This window comes from Halomonas sp. OfavH-34-E, from assembly GCF_024124525.1.
GTDB lineage: Bacteria > Pseudomonadota > Gammaproteobacteria > Pseudomonadales > Halomonadaceae > Halomonas > Halomonas litopenaei.
This window is the reverse complement of record NZ_JAMXRY010000073.1, coordinates 1-17,831: the sequence shown is the minus strand read 5'-3', so window position 1 is coordinate 17,831 and position 17,831 is coordinate 1. Positions and strand designations below refer to the sequence as shown.

Sequence of the window (17,831 nt, the reverse complement as noted above, 5' to 3'; positions counted from 1 at the left end):
TCATCGTGCATAGCGACCGTGGTAGCCAGTATTGTTCGTCCCTGTACCAGTCGTTGCTGACCCGGCACGACCTCCGGTGCAGCATGAGTGCCAAGGGCAACTGTTACGACAATGCCTGCGCCGAGAGTTTCTTTCACAGTCTCAAGGTCGAGGCCATTCACGGCGAGCGACTCACGACCCGAGAAACCATGCGACGGCAGGTGTTCGAGTACATTGAGTTGGACTACAACCGGCAACGCCAGCACAGCACGATCGGGATGATCAGCCCAGAGGCCTTCGAGGCTCGAATGATCGCTTAGACCGGTGTCCACCATTGCTGGGTAAGATCAGTATAACAAAGCTGTCATAGAGACATTTTTTTCTTCGCTCCGTTTTGGGGTGGCTTCGCCAATTTACCCCAAAACTCCACTACAGAAAAAATGCCCCATACAGCGGCGTTATGAGCCGCCACGCCCCAGCACTCAAACTAATATCCAACACACTTGAAGTGATTTTTATGACAGATAAGCCCAGATATGGAAGTCAATATTCTGATGCAGATTGGGGGTGTGACTACTTTGAAGTAGAAGCAGTGACACCGATTGGAAAGATTAGGGTATGTCATGTGATAGTGAACGATATAAAGATAATATCTGAAGCGCTAGCTAAAAAAGTGCTTGATACCTCTTGGATGACAAGTCTAGATGTAGGTAGCAGAAGAGCATATGACAGAACAGTTCAAGAAACAGCCGCTGCTCTAGTTGAGATATTTGAATCTACAAAAATCACCTCTGATGTAGGTAGTGAGTTTGGTGAAATCATGGTTTCGATTGGGTCAACAAAGGCACTTGAGAAAATATTCAACCATGTGATTTTACCCATAGCAGAACTATGGAAGCCACAACAAAAACAAAATGAGGGATTTGATTTTCATACAGTTTGCACTGATGACCTTATAAATTTTGGCGAAGCAAAATATTCAGGAAGTGTTAATCCTCATGGTAATGCTATAAACCAATCCAAAGGTTTCATCGATGATGAAAAGCATCTAAGAGATTATGTTCACTTAAGGGAGTTAGCCCCAGAATCGGCCGTTGACAATCTAAATAATGATAATTTTGGTATTGTTACTTCCTTCTCTATAAATACAGAAGACCCACTTAAGGTTTTGAAAAATGCTATTGAATCGGCTCAAGAAAAGTTGAGTTTAGATAACATAAAAGCAGTGTACTTGGTTGGAGTGAGTCAATGAGCATAATCGACATTGCAGAAGAAACTAATCCAGTCAATGGCATTTCTGAGTTATTAGATGTTCTTCATAAAGAAGGGCCAGTAAGCTCTCAGCTTTTAGAAAAAATAGCTTATTATAAAAAGTACCATGGCGATGAATTTCAAGAAAATGAAGAAAAAATTATCACGTCTCTCGGACTCTTTTATAAATTGCCAGAGCCCAGTAATTTATACTCTTTTCTATTGTCAGGAATTGGCAAACAACACAAGGAAGAGTTTGGAGAATATTTAACTCCTGTTCAGGCAAGTGTTCGACGAGCAGTTAATGAAAATAAAGTAGTTTCTATATCTGCCCCAACAAGTGCGGGAAAATCATATTCGATTAGAGATTTCATTGCTGAAAATGATGGCGATGCTGTCGTAATTGTCCCCTCTAGAGCTTTGATCGCAGAATATGTCAACACAATGAAGCAAAAGTTCAATGGTGACAAAAGTGTGATGATATCCCCTTTTGTAGATGACATATTCAAATCTAGGGAATTGCGAAGAATATTTATTCTGACACCCGAACGGGCAAGAGATCTATTCTCTAAAAATCTAAATTTAAACATAAAATTGTTTTTCTTTGATGAAGCTCAAGTGTCTGAAGAAATCGAAAGAGGGGTTATCTTTGATGTACTTGTGCGAAGGGTTAAGCAATATTTTGATTCGGCGAAGCTAATTTTCGCACATCCATTTGTAGAAAATCCTGACGCTCAGATCAAAAAGCATGGGTTTCCAGAGAAAGGTAGTTATTCCAAGTCATATACACACGGTACTGTAGGTAAGATTTTTATTTATCAGCATAAAAATAAAAAATATTACCACTTTTCTCCATTCATTGATCGAGGCCATCAAATTAGAAAATGTGTTGAGCATGAACAAAAGTTTAGTGACTTTGCATTTGATGGAACTCATTCTGTGCTTGTGTATGTATCAAAAGCTTCGATATACAACGGTAAATACATTGAGCCGTTCAGGAAATATGTTGATAAATATGACGATATAGATTCAGTTGAGGCGGAAGAGATAATCAACACGGTTGAACACCTACTAGGTGCTGATAATGATGATCATAACTCTGAGTTAGTCAAACTATTACGAAAGGGCATTGTAATTCATCATGGTTCAGTGCCGCTGGAAGTACGCTTTCTAGTCGAAGATTTAATAAGAAAGGGCCATTCAACAATTTGCTTTGCCACAAGCACTCTTGCGCAGGGTATTAATATGCCTTTCGATATTGTATGGCTTGATAATATGCGAATTCTTGGTGACAGTGATCAAAATAGAGCTTTGGCGTTTAAGAATTTAATCGGAAGAGCCGGCAGGCTATCCAAGCAGCCTAAATTTGACTTTGGTTATGTATTCACAAAAAGCCCTCAGCTTCTCTCCCAAAGAGTTAACGAAAAATTTCTGCTAGACGAACAGTCAGTCATCGAAAATCCGGAAATCATTGATGATCCTGACACATCAGAACTTATCAATTCGATAAAGGAAGGTAGTTTTGATGATGATAAACAAGCGCCCTTATCGAAAATTGAGCGGCTTTCTGAGTCAGAGGTATTAAAATACTGTGAAGCAATATTAAGTATTATCTACAACGGCGATTCGATCAAAGACAGCCTCTACGGGTCAAAGAATGAAAATAAACGAGAGTCGTTAAATCAGTACTTCAGGTTTATATATGAAGCGTCAATTAATAGGGAATTATATGAGGGCGAGGTTGAAGTATTTAGGCAAGCAATATCAATATTTATTCAAGTGATTCAAGGGAGATCCTTTAGGGAGATTGTTGGTATTCGTTATAGTTATATCTGCAAAAAGGATGAAGGCAAACAAGGTTATGCTGCTTTCTCACAGCCAGCCGCTAAACTTCCAAAGAGCACACTGACGCGAAAGTATTCAATCTTTGAAAAGAATACCTTGGCAAAAAATGTAAGTTACGATGCGGTTGTTTTTGACACATACGACTATCTAGATCAGGTAATTTCATTCTCTCTTTCAGAATCCTTTATAACTGCATTTAAAGTTTATAAAGATAATACTACAGATCAGCGTTCGGACAGAATGATAGAGTTGTTGCGGTTTGGCACCAACAATACTATGCATACCTTGCTAATACGTTATGGATTTCCCCCTGAAGATATTGCAGAGATTTCAAAATACATACTGTTCATTAACGAAGATACAATTACATTCAAACCTGAAATATCAGAAGCGCCAAATTACATTCAAGAAATGGTAGATTGGTATTTGCCGGACTAGGTTCATAACAAATAAATCCAGGCGACGCCTGCGGCGCACCTGATTTAGGCGTTATAGGGCTGGTCAGAACTGTAGTCAGCTACTTAATTCTATATTTATACCTATTTCGCATTATTAGTACATCGATGCTCGCTAGTATTGATGGTTTAAGACCCCACTAAAAGGCTTGAGGAACCATGAGCATGATTAGAATGATATTTGCAGCTCTCTTAATAATATCTTCATCTGTCTACGCTTTAGAGCCAGGTGAATTACCAGGACCAACTTCCAGTGATGGTGGTCCTGACCCTGACACAACACCTCTACCGCCTACGTCTAGTGACGGTGGGTTTGACGGCTAAAATTTAATGTGGCTGCAAGGTGTTTTCTTACAGGCATATTTTGCAGATCAAGTATTAGCCCTATAACAAGGCCAATCACACTCGCACGGCAAAAAGCCGCCGTGCTGGACTCGCTTCACTACGTTTCGCTCGGCTGTGTTGACGGCGTTAGATACCTATATCCAACACTAGAAGCCCACTATTGCGAAGTCGAGTGCAGCTAACATTTCATCTCGCATGTGCTCTAGAGTACCGATGGGCGTTTTTAAAACGCTGGCAGGCAATGATGCGATTTGTGGGATAAGGATCAACAGTTCTTCGCTGTCGAGGGTCGCTGTTGGAGTAAGGCGGGTCAGTTTTTCTCCTTTGAGGAATGATGCTCGTCCAGGGGGCACCGCAATTCGGGTGGCCAACGCCGAGAGGGTATCGCTCTGTATGTCCAGAAGGTAAGGGGTACATCCTTTTCGTCGACGCACTAGGGTTGGCGTACACGTCGAACTGGGGCATTAGAATGTCCTGTACTCTTCGGCGAAGCACCCATGCTCAGAGATAGCATCGTTGTAAGCTTTGATAGCGTTGCTGTTATCCCTCTGCCATTGTTCGGCTTCGCTCTCGACGAGCTTTGCGTCCAGTGCTTTCTCTAGCGTGACCGAGAGGTTGACATTCATACTCCTGGCCATTTTCAGCAAGTCGCTGTTTATGCTGAGATTTGTGGCTTGTTTGGGAGCGTTCTGATCGTATCGTGTTTGCATCCTCGTCGCTCTGATTTTCGGTGTCATTACCAGTATGCGCAGCCGTCTGCGCATTGGGAACTATGTTGACAGCTGCGGCTGACGAACAAGGCGGGACGAAGGTGAGAATCCTACTCTGGTGTGTTGCGGTGCTGTTGCTCGTGTTGATGCTGCTGAGCGGTGCGGGGTTTTTGCATGGCTCGCTGGAGCTGTTTCCGACCGAGGAGCAGCAGCGCCAGGTGCGATGGGGTTACGGAGCGGCGTTTGTGGGCTTCGCCGTGCTCGAACTTCTGGTCGCGGTATGGCTTTGGAGGGAGAGAAGAGTGAGAAGGGCTTTTCGCCGCTAGGGTGGCGATGGCTGAGTTCAGACCACTAAGACCAAAAAAGCCGGGGCTCGATGCCCCGGCTTTTTCGTTTTGCTTGCGACTACTTGTTTCTGTCGTTGCTTAGCCTTTTACCGCGTACTGCCAGCTCGGGCCGAGTTCGGCGAAGTCGAGCAGGATTTCCGCTGACTCCTCGACCTCGGCGCGGTCGACGGGCTGTTCCTCTTCGGTCTCTTCGTCGGCGAGGTCTGCGTCGTCGCCGCTTTCGCGGGCGTCGCCCCATTCCTCGAGGATGTCGAGGCCGAGGGCTTCGCGGCGCTCGTTTTCGAGCGCCAGCATTTCGGCGTCCTGGGCGTCGGCTTCACGCTGACGCTGCTCGCGATTCAGGCTGACGCTGGTGTGCTGCTCGCGCAGGCGGCTCGCCAGCTCTGCCCGTTGTTCCAGGTAGTGGAAGTTGGGGTGCTCGTCGGCACGCTGCTGGTGGCGGACGCGCAGGTCCTTCAGGTACTGGCGCGGGGTGCCGTAGCTGCGGTACTGGACGTCGCGCACGGTGTCCCAGGGCAGGGCGTTGTCCAGCGCGCTCTCGCCGATGATCTCGGGGTCGAGCAGGCTCGGGTACATGATGTCCGGCTTCACGCCGCGGTTCTGGGTGCTCTCGCCAGAGATGCGGTAGAACTTGGCGCGGGTCAGCTTGATCTGGCCGTAGCTCAGGTCGTTGAGGGTCTGCACCGTGCCCTTGCCGAAGGTGTTGGAGCCGACGATCAGGCCGCGACCGTAGTCCTGGATGGCACCGGCGAAGATCTCCGAGGCCGAGGCGGACAGGCGGTTGACCAGCACCACCAGCGGGCCGTCATACAGGGTGCCGCTGTCGGTGTCGCCGTAGAGGCTGATGCGGCCACGGGCGTCACGTACCTGCACGGTGGGGCCACGGTCGATGAACAGGCCGATCATCGAGTTGGCTTCCTGCAGCGCGCCGCCGCCGTTGTTGCGCAGGTCCAGCACGATGCCCTCGACGCCTTCGGCCTTGAGCTTCTCGACCTCGGCGGCGACGTCACGGGTGGTGGAGCGGTAGTTTTCCTCGCCGGCCTGCCAGGCGTCGAAGTCGACGTAGAAGGCGGGCACCTCGATTACGCCGACCTTGTGCACGCCGTCTTCGCGCTGGATCTCGATGACCTCGCTGCTGGCCGCCTGATCCTCGAGCTTGACGGTGTCACGGGTAATGTCGACCACGGTGGAGCGGGTCATGTCCACGGCTTCACCGGGCACCACCTCGAGGCGCACCTCGGAGCCCTTGGGCCCACGAATCAGTTCGACCACGTCGTCCAGGCGCATGCCGACCACGTTGACGATGTCTTCGCCTTCCTGGCCGACGCCGATGATGCGGTCGGCGGGCTTGAGCGCGCCGTCCTTCTCGGCCGGGCCTCCAGGCACCAGGCTCGCGACCTTGACGTACTCGCCGTCGGCCTGGAGCAGGGCGCCGATGCCCTCGAGCGAGAGGCGCATCTGGATGTCGAAGGACTCACCCTGGCGCGGCGACAGGTATTCGGTGTGGGGGTCCACGGTGCCGGTGGCGGCGGCCATGATCAGCCCGAACACGTCCTCGGCGTTGGTCTGCTCGAGGCGATGCTTCTGGGTCTCGTAGCGCTCGCGCAGGGTGTCGATGACCTCGTCGTCTTCCTGGCCGCTGATCGACAGCGTCAGGGCGGCGTTGGCCAGGCGCTTGCGCCACAAGTCGTCGAGGCTCGCCTGGGAGGCGGCCCAGGCGGCGTCCTCGCGGTCGAGTTCGAGGCGGCCTTCGCCGTTGAAGCTCATGTCGAGGTGGTCGATCTCGTCGAGCATCCACTCAAGACGCGCCTCGGCACGATCGTGGTAGCGCTCGTAGAGGTCGTAGGCCCGCTCCAGGGAGCCTTCGAGCATTGCCTCGTCCATGCCGGTACGCAGATCAGCGAACTCATCCACGTCGTCCTGCACGAAGTAGGCACGCTGGCCGTCCAGCACGTCCAGATAACGCTGGAAGGCGCGGTTGGACCATTGGTCGTCCAGCCTCACGTCCGCGTAGTGGCCGTAGCGTAGTGATTCGGCCACCTCCATGGCCGCCTGACGCTGGTCGTCGCCGGGCGTGGGAGTAGCCAGCGCCGTAGGGGCCGCGATCAGCAGGGACAGCGCCAGGGCGCGACCCGCAGACTCAATCAGGCTCATCAATGAAGCACTCCAGGATTCGTGTACACTCGTCGGTCTGACACCGACTCGGTCGGCGGGTCCCTTGGACCGGATTCGCATTGTAGCAGCTTGATGTCAATCCTTGACCCTTGCCGTTGTGCGACATTTAGGGTCAATCCTTGAACCACACTATCATGCAACAGAGGACGCCCATGTCACAGGAGTGCTTGCCAAAGGATGATGCCGGATGCGCCAAAAGGCTCAGTCGGCTGCTTGAGTTTCTTCACCGTTCCCCCAGCCCTTGGCACGCCACCGCGAACATGGCTCAGCGGCTCGAGGACGCCGGCTACCGTCGTCTGTTGGAGACCGATAGCTGGGATTTGGTTCCCGGTGACCGCTTCTACGTGACCCGCAACGATTCTTCGATTATCGCCGTCAACCTGCCGAAGGGCCAGCCGGTCACCAGTCTGCGCATGGTCGGCGCCCATACCGACAGCCCCAATCTCAGGCTGAAGACCCACGCCGGCCAGACCTCGGCGGGCTGGCTGCAGCTTGGCGTGCAGGTCTACGGCGGGGCACTGCTCGCGCCCTGGTTCGACCGTGACCTGGGCCTGGCCGGGCGTCTGCATGTCCGTCACGCCGATGCGCGGGTCGAGGGCGTGCTGCTCAACGTCGCCGAGGCCATCGCCATCATCCCGAGCCTGGCCATCCACCTGGATCGTGAAGCCAACGACGGCAAGGCGATGAATGCCCAGACCCAGATGGCGCCGGTGGTGCTGCAGGGCGGCAAGGACGACGACCTCGATCGCCTGCTGCTGGCCTGGCTGGAGCAGGAGCACGGTCTGACTGGGGTGAAGGTGCTGGACTTCGAGCTGGGCTTCTATGACCTGCAGCCGCCGTCGCTGGTGGGCGTGGGCAAGGAACTGATCGCCAGCGCCCGCCTGGACAACCTGCTGTCGTGCTTTATTGGCCTGGAGGCGATGCTCGACGCCGACGGCGAACAGGGCATGGTGCTGGTCGCCAATGACCACGAAGAGGTGGGTAGTGCCAGCGCCTGTGGCGCCCAGGGCCCGTTCCTCGCCGACGTGCTCAAGCGGGTGAATGGCCAGGTCGGCGAGGGCACCGAGGAAGGCTATATCCGCCTGATCCAGTCCTCGCGGATGATCTCCTGCGACAACGCCCACGCGCTGCACCCGAACTTCAAGGACAAGCACGACGCCCAGCACGGACCGAGCCTCAACGCAGGCCCGGTGATCAAGACCAACGCCAACCAGCGCTACGCCACCAACAGCGCCACGGCGGCGATGTTCCGTGATCTGTGCGAGAAGGTAGAGGTGCCGGTGCAGACCTTTATTACCCGGGCGGACATGGGCTGCGGCAGCACCATCGGCCCCATTACCGCAACCGAGCTTGGCGTGCCGACGCTGGACGTGGGGGTGCCCCAGTGGGCGATGCACTCTATCCGCGAGACCGCCGGCAGCCAGGACGTGGAACACCTGACCCGCGCACTGACGGCCTTTTTCAACAGCGCCGAACTGGTGTAGGTACAGCGCTCGCAGCGCTTGCTGAAAGACTGAAACGACGATAACAGAGCGCCTGGCGGGCAACCGCCAGGCGCTTTGTTTTTTCTGCGTCGGTGTTGAACCGTTGCATTGGAAGGCACAACGAAAAGGCCCGTCGATCGGTGATCGACGGGCCTTTCGGTATCTGGTGGCTACGCCCTGACTCGAACAGGGGACCCCATCATTATGAGTGATGTGCTCTAACCAACTGAGCTACGTAGCCTTTGGATGGCGCCGTATTCTACGGATTGCCGGCTTGTTGTCAAGCACTTGGGTTACGGCAATGGCCCTGGTGACGGCTCTGATAGTGGCCCGGGGCGGGCAGGGCGACGCAAGCGCAGCGCGCTGGAAAGCCGGCTACCACCTGTGTGCCGTGTAGCGCGAGTTCTGTGCTGGCGTGACGGAGGCGGCTGGAAAGGGCGCTACCGCCATGTGGTCATCAAGTGCGCCAAGTGTTTGAAAAGACGTCCTCCCCGCAATCTGGCACGGCCCTTGCCCTGTAGTTGAGGGAAACAACAACAGGCGATCTGGATGGCCTGGCGCGCAGGCTTTGAGTCGGCTTCTGGCCTTGGCCGTATCGAGGGCAGGCCGCCTCCAGATCAGGGGATCACGCCGGTGGCGAGATCCAGGACCACGACAGGGGAGTCGTTGCCGATGGAGCCCATCGAAACCTTCTACGACGTGATGCGGCGACAGGGGGTCACGCGTCGCTCATTTCTGAAGTTCTGTTCACTGACGGCGGCGGCGCTGGGGCTCGGGCCTGCCTACACCGCCAAAATCGCCCACGCCATGGAGACCAAGCCGCGCACGCCGGTGATCTGGGTGCACGGGCTCGAGTGCACCTGTTGTTCGGAGTCGTTCATCCGTTCGGCCCATCCGCTGGTCAAGGACGTGGTGCTGTCGATGATATCGCTGGACTACGACGACACCCTGATGGCGGCGGCGGGGCATCAGGCCGAGGCCGCCCTGGCCGACACCATCGAGCGCTACAAGGGCAACTACATCCTGGCGGTAGAGGGCAATCCGCCGCTCAACGAGGACGGCATGTTCTGCATCGTTGGTGGGCGGCCCTTCGTCGACCAGCTGCGCGAGACAGCAGAACACGCCAAGGCGGTGATCTCCTGGGGCTCCTGCGCGAGCCACGGCTGTGTCCAGGCGGCGCGCCCCAACCCCACCCGGGCGACCCCGGTGCACAAGGTCATCACCGACAAGCCGATCATCAAGGTGCCGGGCTGTCCGCCGATCGCCGAGGTCATGACCGGGGTCATCACCTATATGCTGACCTTCGACCGGCTGCCGGAGCTCGACCGCACCGGCCGACCCAAGATGTTCTATTCACAGCGCATCCACGACAAGTGCTACCGCCGGCCGCACTTCGACGCCGGCCAGTTCGTCGAGTCCTTCGATGACGAGGGCGCCCGTCGCGGCTACTGCCTGTACAAGGTGGGCTGCAAGGGCCCGACCACCTACAACGCCTGTTCGACCATCCGCTGGAACGAGGGCGTGAGCTTCCCGATCCAGGCCGGCCACGGCTGTATCGGCTGCTCCGAAGACGGCTTCTGGGACAAGGGGTCCTGGTACGCCCGGCTGCAGGACGTGCACCAGTTCGGCATCGAGGCCAACGCTGACCAGATCGGCGGCGTTGTGGCCACCGGGGTGGGCGGTGCGGTGGCGGTCCACGCCGCCGTCAGCGCCTTGAAACGGGCGCAGGTCAAGCGCCAGTCGTCAGCCAACAGGGAGGAAGCCTGATGACGCAGATCAACACCCCTAACGGGTTCAATCTGGACAGAAGCGGACGGCGTATCGTCGTTGACCCGGTGACCCGCATCGAGGGGCATATGCGCTGCGAGGTCAACGTGGATGACAACAACATCATCCGCAACGCGGTGTCCACCGGCACCATGTGGCGCGGGCTCGAGGTCATCCTCAAGGGCCGTGACCCGCGCGACGCCTGGGCCTTTGTCGAGCGCATCTGCGGCGTCTGCACCGGCTGTCATGCGCTGGCGTCGGTGCGCGCGGTGGAGGACGCTCTCGACATCCGCATCCCGCGCAACGCCCACCTGATCCGCGAGATGATGGCCAAGGTGCTGCAGTGGCATGACCACGTGGTGCACTTCTATCACCTGCACGCGCTGGACTGGGTCAACCCGGTCAACGCGCTGAGGGCGGACCCGCGGGCGACCTCGCAACTGCAGCAGTTGACCGGCCCCAACCATCCGCTGTCGTCGCCGGGCTATTTCCGCGACGTCCAGAATCGCCTGAAGACCTTTATCGAGTCTGGGCAGCTCGGGCTTTTCAAGAACGGCTACTGGGACAATCCCGCCTATCGGCTGTCGCCGGAGGCGGACCTGATGGCGACCGCTCACTATCTCGAGGCGCTGGACCTGCAGAAGGAGATCGTCAAGGTCCACACCGTGTTCGGCGGCAAGAACCCCCACCCCAACTACATGGTCGGCGGGGTGCCCTGCGCCATCAATATCGACGGCGACCTGGCGGCCGGGGCGCCACTCAACATGGAACGGCTCAACTTCGTGCGCGCGCGCATGGAGGAAGCCTTCGCCTTCTCCAGGAACGTCTATATTCCCGATGTCATCGCCATCGCCAGCTTCTACAAGGGATGGTTGTACGGCGGGGGACTGTCCGCCACCAACGTGATGGACTACGGCGACTACTCCAAGGTCAACTACGACAAGTCCACCGACCAGCTCAAGGGGGGCGCCATCCTTGGTGGCAACTGGAACGAGATCCACGAGGTGGACCCCACCGACCCCGAACAGATCCAGGAATTCGTGGCCCACTCCTGGTACCGCTACGCCGACGAGTCCCGTGGCCTGCACCCCTGGGACGGCGAGACCGAGCACCACTACGAACTGGGCGAGGGCACCGTCGGCACCCGCACCCGGATCGAGGAGATCGACGAGGCGGCCAAGTACTCCTGGATCAAGTCACCGCGCTGGCGCGGCCACGCCATGGAGGTGGGGCCACTGTCGCGCTACATCCTCAACTACGCCCAGGGCAATGACTTCGTGATCGACCAGGTCGACTCGTCGCTGGCCGCCCTGAACCAGCTCGCCGGCACCCGTCTGACGCCGAAGCAGGCGCTGCCGACCACCATCGGCCGTACCCTGGCCCGCGCCCTGGAAGCCCACTACTGCGCGTCCATGATGCTCGATGACTGGCATGAGCTGATCGCCAACATCCGCGCCGGCGACCTGGCCACCGCCAATATCGAGAAGTGGGACCCGGCGTCCTGGCCCCAGGAGGCTCGCGGCGTCGGCATGGTCGCCGCACCCCGGGGCATGAACGGCCACTGGATCCGCATCAAGGATGGCAAGATCGAGAACTACCAGTGCATCGTGCCGACCACCTGGAACGGCAGCCCACGGGACCCGGAGGGCAACATCGGTGCCTTCGAGGCGTCACTGCTGAATACGCCCATGGAGCGGCCGGACGAGCCGGTGGAGATCCTGCGCACGCTGCATTCCTTCGATCCGTGCCTGGCCTGTTCCACCCACGTGATGAGCGAAGACGGTGAAGAGCTGTCTCGCGTCACCGTCAGATAGCCGGGGGAGGGTGTCCCATGTCCCATGACTCGAAAGCGTCGTCATCTGCAGAAGCCAGCCAGGCCGACCCTCAGGCAGGCAAGCTGGGCCCTGGGGAGGAGCGGGTGCTGCCTTCCTCGGTCAAGCAGACGTCTGTCTATGTCTATGAGGCGCCGCTGCGGCTTTGGCACTGGACCAACGCGGCGGCCATCCTGGTGCTGATCGTCACCGGCTACTTTATCGGCAAGCCGCTGCCGACGGTGTCAGGTGAGGCCAGCGATCACTTCGTGATGGGCTATATCCGCTTTGCCCACTTCACCGCAGGCTACATCCTGGCGATCGGTTTTCTGTTTCGGTTCTACTGGTCGCTGGTCGGCAATCACCACGCCAAGCAGCTGTTTCGGCTGCCGCTGCACCGTCGTGACTGGTGGCGTGAGGTGTGGTTCGAGCTTCGCTGGTATCTGTTTCTGGAGAAACGCCCGCGCAAGTACGTGGGCCACAATCCCCTGGCACAGTTGGCGATGTTCATCTTCATCACCCTCGGCACCCTGTTCATGATCGTGACCGGAATGGCGCTCTACGCCGAAGGTGCCCTGCGCGGCAGTTGGCAGGACACGCTGTTCGGCTGGGTCATCCCGCTGGTGGGCCAGAGCCTGGACGTGCACACCCTGCATCGTCTCGGCATGTGGGTGATGATCACCTTCATCATCATCCATGTGTATGTGGCGATACGCGAAGACATCATGTCCCGCCAGAGCATCGTCTCGACCATGATCTCAGGGGAGCGCACCTTCAAGGACGACGACCCTTTGTAGTGAGTTGTCGCTGCTCGCCGTGACTTGTCATAGCTCGCAGTTGTTCGCAGTTGCTCGTTAGCCCTGTCGTTGAAGGGCGTAAGCGCTGACCGTTGGCGCCGGAGGCTTCACCGAGAATATCGGGTGAGGTCTCCGGCGCTTTTTGTTGGCGTTCAGGGAGGTTGGCGAGGCGCGTGCATAGGCCGGTGGGGGAGGCATCTTGGTCGGGCATTAATCAGGTAATCACAAGTCACCTTTTGAAACGTTCTTGCCCGGTGTTTTATGAGAAAGATTCTCTTTGAATCGGCGGTTATTGGACTTTTGTAGGGTTATATACCATGTAGCTGTGCCGAAACGATGGGCATGTTGTTTATTGAAAGGTAGCGGCGTTATTCTGCGGAAATGGTCGAGGTTTTTTCAGGTTATCGTGGATATGTGCATGTAAGTGGCTGTTGTAGTGTGAAAAAACGCTTTCGTATATGCCATGGGTGGCGCAGATGGAAGCGTTTTCGGCAGTTTTTTTGGCGGCCTGTTTTTCAGCGTCTTGTTTTTCGGTGCCTTGTTTGTCGTTGTCTTGTTTATCGGTGTCTTGTTTGTCGTTGAAAAAGGCGCTTCGTCGCTAGCCTTTGGCTTTGATGCTGCATCTTGATGTTTTTATGGCGAATGCATCCAGGAATCAGACGAACAGCGAGCCGCTGAAAGAGGCGAAGAAAGAACAAGGAAAGAACGAAGAACGAGACGCAGGATAAAGCCAACTAAAGTAGCGCAGGCAGATATTCGGCGCAGCGAAGGAGCCGGCATGAAGACAGATGATCACGAGGCGACGCCATCGATTCTGGTGCTGGGTATCGGCAATGTGCTGTGGGCCGACGAGGGTTTCGGAGTCCGCGCGGTGGAGGCGCTTCACCAGCGCTATACGTTTGCCGAGGCGGTGACCGTGATGGATGGCGGGACCCAGGGACTCTACCTGTTGCCCTACGTGCAGTCCTGTGAGTGCCTGCTGGTCATCGATGCCATCGACTACGGCCTGGCCCCGGGCAGTGTGCATGTGGTGCGCGATGACGCGGTGCCGAGCTTCATGGGCGCCAAGAAGATGTCGCTGCACCAGACCGGCTTTCAGGAGGTGCTGGCGGCGGCGCAGCTGCTCGGCTGGCAGCCACAGCGGGTGATGCTGGTCGGTGTTCAGCCCTCGGTGCTGGACGATTATGGCGGCTCGCTGCGACCGGAGATCGCCGCGCGAATCGATGAGGTGATCCGCCTGGTGGTCGATGAGCTGGCGTCCTGGGGCGCCAGGCCCCAACTTCGCTCCGAACGCGGGCCCGGACACAGCCCCGATCACCAGTCCCCCATCGCCGAACTGGCGCCTTCGGCGCTCGCCCTTCACCACTACGAAAACATGCGTCCTTCACCACGTGATGCCTGCCGTGTGGGTGATCCGCGCTTTCTGGCGAGGGACCTTGGCCATCCTGACGGGGCGCACGGCGACCCGTCTCGCGAGGCGGGAAGCGAGCGGGATGGTGTAGCCGACAGCGTTGCGAAGGAGTAGCCGCGATATGTGCATTGGCATTCCCATGCGGGTGCTTGAGGCCAGCGGGACGCTCGCCATCTGTGTCAGCGACGGGGCAGAGGATCGACAAGAGGTCGATATTTCCTTGGTCGAGGCGGTGAGCCCCGGCGATTGGCTGCTGGTATTTCTGGGAGCGGCGCGCCGGGTGCTGGAGGCCGATGAGGCGCTGCGCATCAGCGATGCGTTAAGGGCCATGGCCATGGCGGCCGAGGGAGGGACGGTCGAGACGGGACTGTTTGCAGACCTGGAGCAGGGTGAACCCCGCCTGCCGCCGCATCTGGAGGCGGCGCGCAAGGCGGGTGCCTCCACCGGCTGAGTACGCCACGGGCGACAACGCAAGCGGGTGATCGACGACACAAGCGAGTGAGCGACAAGTGAGCGACTAGGGAGTCACGCCAATGACGGGGCCATTGCACCGGCTGATCAATGAACTGGACTATCCCTGCCTCGCCGGGGAGGAACTGGCGGCCTTCGTGACGGGGCCAGGCGCCCGGGTGCTGTTTCTCAGTGGTGATCCGGCCACCAACCTCGAGACCAACGATGTGGCCGCCATTCTGCCGGAGCTGGTCAAGGCCTTCCCGGGGCGGTTTGAGCCCGCGGTGGTGGATCGCGCGGAAGAAGACGCCACCCGCGAACGCTTTCAGGTGTGGCCGGTGCCTTCACTGCTGTTTTTCCAGGACGGCCGGATGACCGGTGTGATCTCGAAGGTGCGCGACTGGGACGACTACCTGGGCGAGATCCACGCCATTCTGCAAGGGACGTCTGCCAGCGCCAATATCATCGCTCGCGACGGGAGTGTTCGAACATGACCCAGGGATTCATGCCGTCATCGCCGGGTATCGGGCCTGGCAGCCAGCCCGAGGAGGCCGTGCTCGATTACCTGCCGATGCCATCGGGAATGAGCACCTTTCAGCCGAGCTTTCCCGAGGTGGAGGACCCCGAGCGCATCCGGCCCGCGCTGGTTGCCCTCAGCGCTCTGGCCGACAGGGCCGCCCAGTGGACGCCGGAGGGCGGCAATCTGGTGGTCGAGCTGCCGTCGCTCGATGCCGAGAATCGCAAGGCGCTGGCCGATGCACTCGGCGAGGGTGAGGTCGCGATCAAGGTCGGTGGCAAGGATGCCGTCGAGATTCAGGAGTCGGTCTTCGCCGGTCTGTGGCGGGTGACGTCCCGGGATGTGGATCACGACTCGGGCAGTGTGCAGGAACATATCGAGATCGGCGTGGTGCCCCTGGCGGTGGTGCAATGCCGCCAGCAGCGCATCTTCTGCCCGCCGGATGCCGGCCAGGGTGTGGTCAACGGACCCTTTATCGTCTCGGAGCTGATCGAGCGCTGCGAGGAGCGTGTCCCTGGTGGCGAGCCTTATGCCATCAACCTGTCGCTGTTGCCCCATACCCCGGAGGATCTGGCCTATCTGGACGAGGCGCTGGGGCGGGGCGAGGTCACCATCCTGTCGCGGGGCTACGGCAACTGTCGTATCGACAGCACCGCCCTCGATCATGTCTGGCGGGTGCGCTACTTCAATTCCCAGGACTCGCTGATTCTGGACGTCATCGAAGTCTCCGATGTGCCCGAGGTGGCCTGCGCGGCGGCCGAAGACATCGCCGATTCGGTGATTCGACTCAAGCAGGTAGTGGAGGCGATGGCGTGACGGCACGATTCGAAGGTTCGTTTCTCGGAGACCTGGCGCGTCTGGACGCCGCCGCCCGGCTCGAGTGCAAGATCTGCTGGTACTGCTATGACCCTGCCGTCGGCGACGCCGTTCGTCAGGTCGAGCCGGGGACGCCGTTCTCGGCGCTGCCCCAGGACTGGCGCTGTCCCCAGTGCGACGGTGAGCGCAACCAGTTTATGGTGCTGGATGATCGGCAGGGCGTTGGGAGAGCGGCCGCCGCGCCCGCCGCACTCGCCACACCCGCCGGGGCTGCGACGGCGGATATGGGCGCCGTCAAGCGACTGGTCGAGACCTTTCGCGAGATCCAGACCACCGGCATGAAGGATTCCCCCTTCAACAATCTGTCGCTGCACGTCGAGGCGGTGGGGTTTATCCCCTGGGAGGGCGGGCTGCTGGGTATCCTGGTCGCGCCCTGGCTGATGAATCTGGTGGTGATCCCAGGTCCCGATGACGACGTCCAGTGCCTGCGTCCCGGCGACAAGCGGGTCTACTCCTTTGCCTCCGGCGACTACGAATTCATCTTCAATACCCGGGTGCCGGTGGGGGCCTTCCTGGCCTGTTCGCTGTTTTCCGACATGAGCGAGTTTGCAAGCCAGGCCTACGCCACCGAGGTGGCGCGCGCCGCCATGGAGGCGCTGCTTGATCCCGCCAACCGCGCCGAGACGGATCGCCACGCGGATATCGCCGCGCTGAGCGTGGCCGGGGAGGAGGGTATCGCCGGGGCAGATGCTGACGCTGACGCGGAGGCTGAAAGCACCGCGGCGCCCTCGGCCGACCCCGAACCCCTAGGCGGCGATGGCGAAGCTGGCGTAAGCCAGTGGTCTCCTCCGACACCCGGGCTCGAGTCTCGGCGAGACTTCCTGACCGGGCGCACGTCGAGCACCGCTGCCGGCACCAAAGCCGCCCCCAGCAGCGGAGCGTCCTTGGATTCTGCGTCAGGGGACGAGGACGAGTCGTCATGATGCCGACGCTGATCATCAGTCACGGCCACAACCCCGGGGGCGAGCCGGGGTTTCGCGTGAGTCAGCGGGGGAGTATGCCGACCCAGTGGCTGATCGATCGAAATCGTCACGAGGCGATGACCATGGTGGGGTGTCTGTACAACCTGTGCGCCGCCGCCCAGAGCGCCGCGGCGGCCAAGGCCATGGACCTGCCGCTTGCCCCTGACTGCCACCGTCATATCCAGCTCGAGACCCTGCGCGAGCATGGCCTGGTCATGCTGCGGGACTGGCCGGGGGTGCTGGGCATGGCGATGGACGCCGACTCCCTGAAGGGGCTGGCGGGGCTTTCGCTCTCCAGTCTGAATGTGCTGGAGGCGCGGGTGTTCGCCGGGCCGGCCGAGCGCGCACTGGAGGATATCGAGGCGTGGCTCGAGCGAGCGCCGAGTCGGCCCGCCGAGGTGCTGCGCCAGGTCGCCGACTGGCCGCGGGAGTTCGGGAGAATCGCTGTGGCGGACGATCCTACCTTCGTGGGTCGCGTGGCCGGGCATGCGTCGCTAGGCGGCGTCATCGCGCGGGATGGTTGGAGCCTGTATGCGCGGATGCTGGCGCGACTGGTGGAGGTGGCGCAGTTGATAGTTGCGCTGCGCGCCGGCGCTGGCAACTGCACTGCTGGGGGTAGCAGCGATGCCGGCAAGCCACGCTGCGGGCG

General features: G+C 58.3%; 18 protein-coding genes and 1 tRNA gene. 15 read left to right on the top strand and 4 right to left on the bottom strand.

The window, feature by feature from the left end; all coding sequences use genetic code 11:
- The 3 genes from NH448_RS21585 to NH448_RS21575 form a co-directional block, all read left to right on the top strand.
- Positions 1-299: IS3 family transposase (locus tag NH448_RS21585; RefSeq protein ID WP_253029426.1), on the top strand; the 299-nt coding region annotated here is incomplete at its 5' end.
- A 197-nt stretch (positions 300-496) separates the two neighbouring features.
- Positions 497-1,231 carry a hypothetical protein gene (locus NH448_RS21580; RefSeq protein WP_253029425.1) on the top strand — a complete coding sequence of 245 codons (735 nt, stop codon included), beginning with the start codon at positions 497-499 and terminating at the stop codon, positions 1,229-1,231.
- Positions 1,228-3,513 (top strand): DEAD/DEAH box helicase, encoded by a 2,286-nt coding sequence (locus NH448_RS21575; RefSeq protein ID WP_253029424.1) that lies wholly within the window; start codon positions 1,228-1,230, stop codon positions 3,511-3,513. The genes NH448_RS21580 and NH448_RS21575 overlap by 4 nt, the downstream gene beginning before the upstream one ends.
- Positions 3,514-4,021: 508 nt before the next feature.
- On the opposite strand, the gene NH448_RS23740 is transcribed toward NH448_RS21575, so the two are convergent.
- A complete protein-coding gene (locus NH448_RS23740) occupies positions 4,022-4,309 on the bottom strand; it encodes a CcdB family protein (RefSeq protein WP_366078354.1) in 288 nt (95 codons plus the stop codon).
- A gap of 30 nt (positions 4,310-4,339) precedes the next feature.
- Positions 4,340-4,585 carry a type II toxin-antitoxin system CcdA family antitoxin gene (locus NH448_RS21570; RefSeq protein ID WP_290442925.1) on the bottom strand — a complete coding sequence of 82 codons (246 nt, stop codon included), beginning with the start codon at positions 4,583-4,585 and terminating at the stop codon, positions 4,340-4,342.
- Positions 4,586-4,713: 128 nt separating this feature from the next.
- On the opposite strand from NH448_RS21570, the gene NH448_RS21565 reads away from it, so the two are divergent.
- On the top strand, positions 4,714-4,911 hold the full coding sequence (locus tag NH448_RS21565) for a hypothetical protein (protein ID WP_253029423.1): 198 nt from the start codon (positions 4,714-4,716) through the stop codon (positions 4,909-4,911).
- Between the two features lie 99 nt (positions 4,912-5,010).
- Here NH448_RS21565 and NH448_RS21560 read toward each other — a convergent pair whose 3' ends face one another.
- Positions 5,011-7,086 (bottom strand): carboxy terminal-processing peptidase, encoded by a 2,076-nt coding sequence (locus tag NH448_RS21560; RefSeq protein WP_253029422.1) that lies wholly within the window; start codon positions 7,084-7,086, stop codon positions 5,011-5,013.
- Positions 7,087-7,259: 173 nt separating this feature from the next.
- Between NH448_RS21560 and NH448_RS21555 the strand changes: the two genes are divergently transcribed.
- Entirely contained in the window at positions 7,260-8,591 is a 1,332-nt protein-coding gene (locus NH448_RS21555; protein ID WP_253029421.1) for a M18 family aminopeptidase, read from the top strand.
- Between the two features lie 164 nt (positions 8,592-8,755).
- On the opposite strand, the gene NH448_RS21550 is transcribed toward NH448_RS21555, so the two are convergent.
- Positions 8,756-8,832 (bottom strand) — tRNA-Met (locus tag NH448_RS21550).
- A 431-nt stretch (positions 8,833-9,263) separates the two neighbouring features.
- Between NH448_RS21550 and NH448_RS21545 the strand changes: the two genes are divergently transcribed.
- The 10 genes from NH448_RS21545 to NH448_RS21500 all read left to right on the top strand — a co-directional run.
- Positions 9,264-10,358 carry a hydrogenase small subunit gene (locus NH448_RS21545; protein WP_253029420.1) on the top strand — a complete coding sequence of 365 codons (1,095 nt, stop codon included), beginning with the start codon at positions 9,264-9,266 and terminating at the stop codon, positions 10,356-10,358.
- A complete protein-coding gene (locus NH448_RS21540; protein ID WP_108448923.1) occupies positions 10,358-12,172 on the top strand; it encodes a nickel-dependent hydrogenase large subunit in 1,815 nt (604 codons plus the stop codon). The genes NH448_RS21545 and NH448_RS21540 overlap by 1 nt, the downstream gene beginning before the upstream one ends.
- A 17-nt stretch (positions 12,173-12,189) precedes the next feature.
- Positions 12,190-12,966 (top strand): Ni/Fe-hydrogenase, b-type cytochrome subunit, encoded by a 777-nt coding sequence (cybH, locus tag NH448_RS21535; protein ID WP_253029419.1) that lies wholly within the window; start codon positions 12,190-12,192, stop codon positions 12,964-12,966.
- Between the two features lie 463 nt (positions 12,967-13,429).
- The gene (locus NH448_RS21530) at positions 13,430-13,594 is read left to right on the top strand and encodes a hypothetical protein (protein WP_253029418.1); all 165 of its coding nucleotides are present in this window, start codon (positions 13,430-13,432) and stop codon (positions 13,592-13,594) included.
- A 150-nt stretch (positions 13,595-13,744) separates the two neighbouring features.
- Positions 13,745-14,491: a HyaD/HybD family hydrogenase maturation endopeptidase gene (locus NH448_RS21525; RefSeq protein ID WP_253029417.1), complete on the top strand. Its 747-nt coding sequence runs from the start codon at positions 13,745-13,747 to the stop codon at positions 14,489-14,491.
- Between the two features lie 7 nt (positions 14,492-14,498).
- On the top strand, positions 14,499-14,828 hold the full coding sequence (gene hypC / locus NH448_RS21520; RefSeq protein WP_213229664.1) for a HypC/HybG/HupF family hydrogenase formation chaperone: 330 nt from the start codon (positions 14,499-14,501) through the stop codon (positions 14,826-14,828).
- A gap of 82 nt (positions 14,829-14,910) precedes the next feature.
- Entirely contained in the window at positions 14,911-15,321 is a 411-nt protein-coding gene (locus NH448_RS21515; protein ID WP_124803843.1) for a hydrogenase, read from the top strand.
- Positions 15,318-16,160 carry a hydrogenase expression/formation protein gene (locus tag NH448_RS21510; RefSeq protein ID WP_253029416.1) on the top strand — a complete coding sequence of 281 codons (843 nt, stop codon included), beginning with the start codon at positions 15,318-15,320 and terminating at the stop codon, positions 16,158-16,160. The genes NH448_RS21515 and NH448_RS21510 overlap by 4 nt, the downstream gene beginning before the upstream one ends.
- The gene (gene hybE / locus NH448_RS21505) at positions 16,157-17,143 is read left to right on the top strand and encodes a [NiFe]-hydrogenase assembly chaperone HybE (protein WP_253029415.1); all 987 of its coding nucleotides are present in this window, start codon (positions 16,157-16,159) and stop codon (positions 17,141-17,143) included. The genes NH448_RS21510 and hybE overlap by 4 nt, the downstream gene beginning before the upstream one ends.
- Positions 17,140-17,831: hypothetical protein (locus tag NH448_RS21500; protein WP_253029414.1), on the top strand; the 692-nt coding region annotated here is incomplete at its 3' end. The genes hybE and NH448_RS21500, both read left to right, overlap by 4 nt.

What these genes read in the sequence shown, in the direction of transcription:
- NH448_RS21575 (WP_253029424.1), top strand. Translation starts at nt 1,228, where the DNA reads ATGAGCATAATCGACATTGCAGAAGAAACTAATCCAGTCAATGGCATT.
- NH448_RS21530 (WP_253029418.1), top strand. Translation starts at nt 13,430, where the DNA reads ATGGGTGGCGCAGATGGAAGCGTTTTCGGCAGTTTTTTTGGCGGCCTG.
- NH448_RS21570 (WP_290442925.1), bottom strand. Translation starts at nt 4,585, where the DNA reads ATGCAAACACGATACGATCAGAACGCTCCCAAACAAGCCACAAATCTC.
- NH448_RS21525 (WP_253029417.1), top strand. Translation starts at nt 13,745, where the DNA reads ATGAAGACAGATGATCACGAGGCGACGCCATCGATTCTGGTGCTGGGT.
- hypC (WP_213229664.1), top strand. Translation starts at nt 14,499, where the DNA reads ATGTGCATTGGCATTCCCATGCGGGTGCTTGAGGCCAGCGGGACGCTC.
- NH448_RS21510 (WP_253029416.1), top strand. Translation starts at nt 15,318, where the DNA reads ATGACCCAGGGATTCATGCCGTCATCGCCGGGTATCGGGCCTGGCAGC.
- NH448_RS21540 (WP_108448923.1), top strand. Translation starts at nt 10,358, where the DNA reads ATGACGCAGATCAACACCCCTAACGGGTTCAATCTGGACAGAAGCGGA.
- NH448_RS21560 (WP_253029422.1), bottom strand. Translation starts at nt 7,086, where the DNA reads ATGAGCCTGATTGAGTCTGCGGGTCGCGCCCTGGCGCTGTCCCTGCTG.
- NH448_RS21555 (WP_253029421.1), top strand. Translation starts at nt 7,260, where the DNA reads ATGTCACAGGAGTGCTTGCCAAAGGATGATGCCGGATGCGCCAAAAGG.
- NH448_RS21515 (WP_124803843.1), top strand. Translation starts at nt 14,911, where the DNA reads ATGACGGGGCCATTGCACCGGCTGATCAATGAACTGGACTATCCCTGC.
- cybH (WP_253029419.1), top strand. Translation starts at nt 12,190, where the DNA reads ATGTCCCATGACTCGAAAGCGTCGTCATCTGCAGAAGCCAGCCAGGCC.
- NH448_RS21545 (WP_253029420.1), top strand. Translation starts at nt 9,264, where the DNA reads ATGGAGCCCATCGAAACCTTCTACGACGTGATGCGGCGACAGGGGGTC.
- NH448_RS21580 (WP_253029425.1), top strand. Translation starts at nt 497, where the DNA reads ATGACAGATAAGCCCAGATATGGAAGTCAATATTCTGATGCAGATTGG.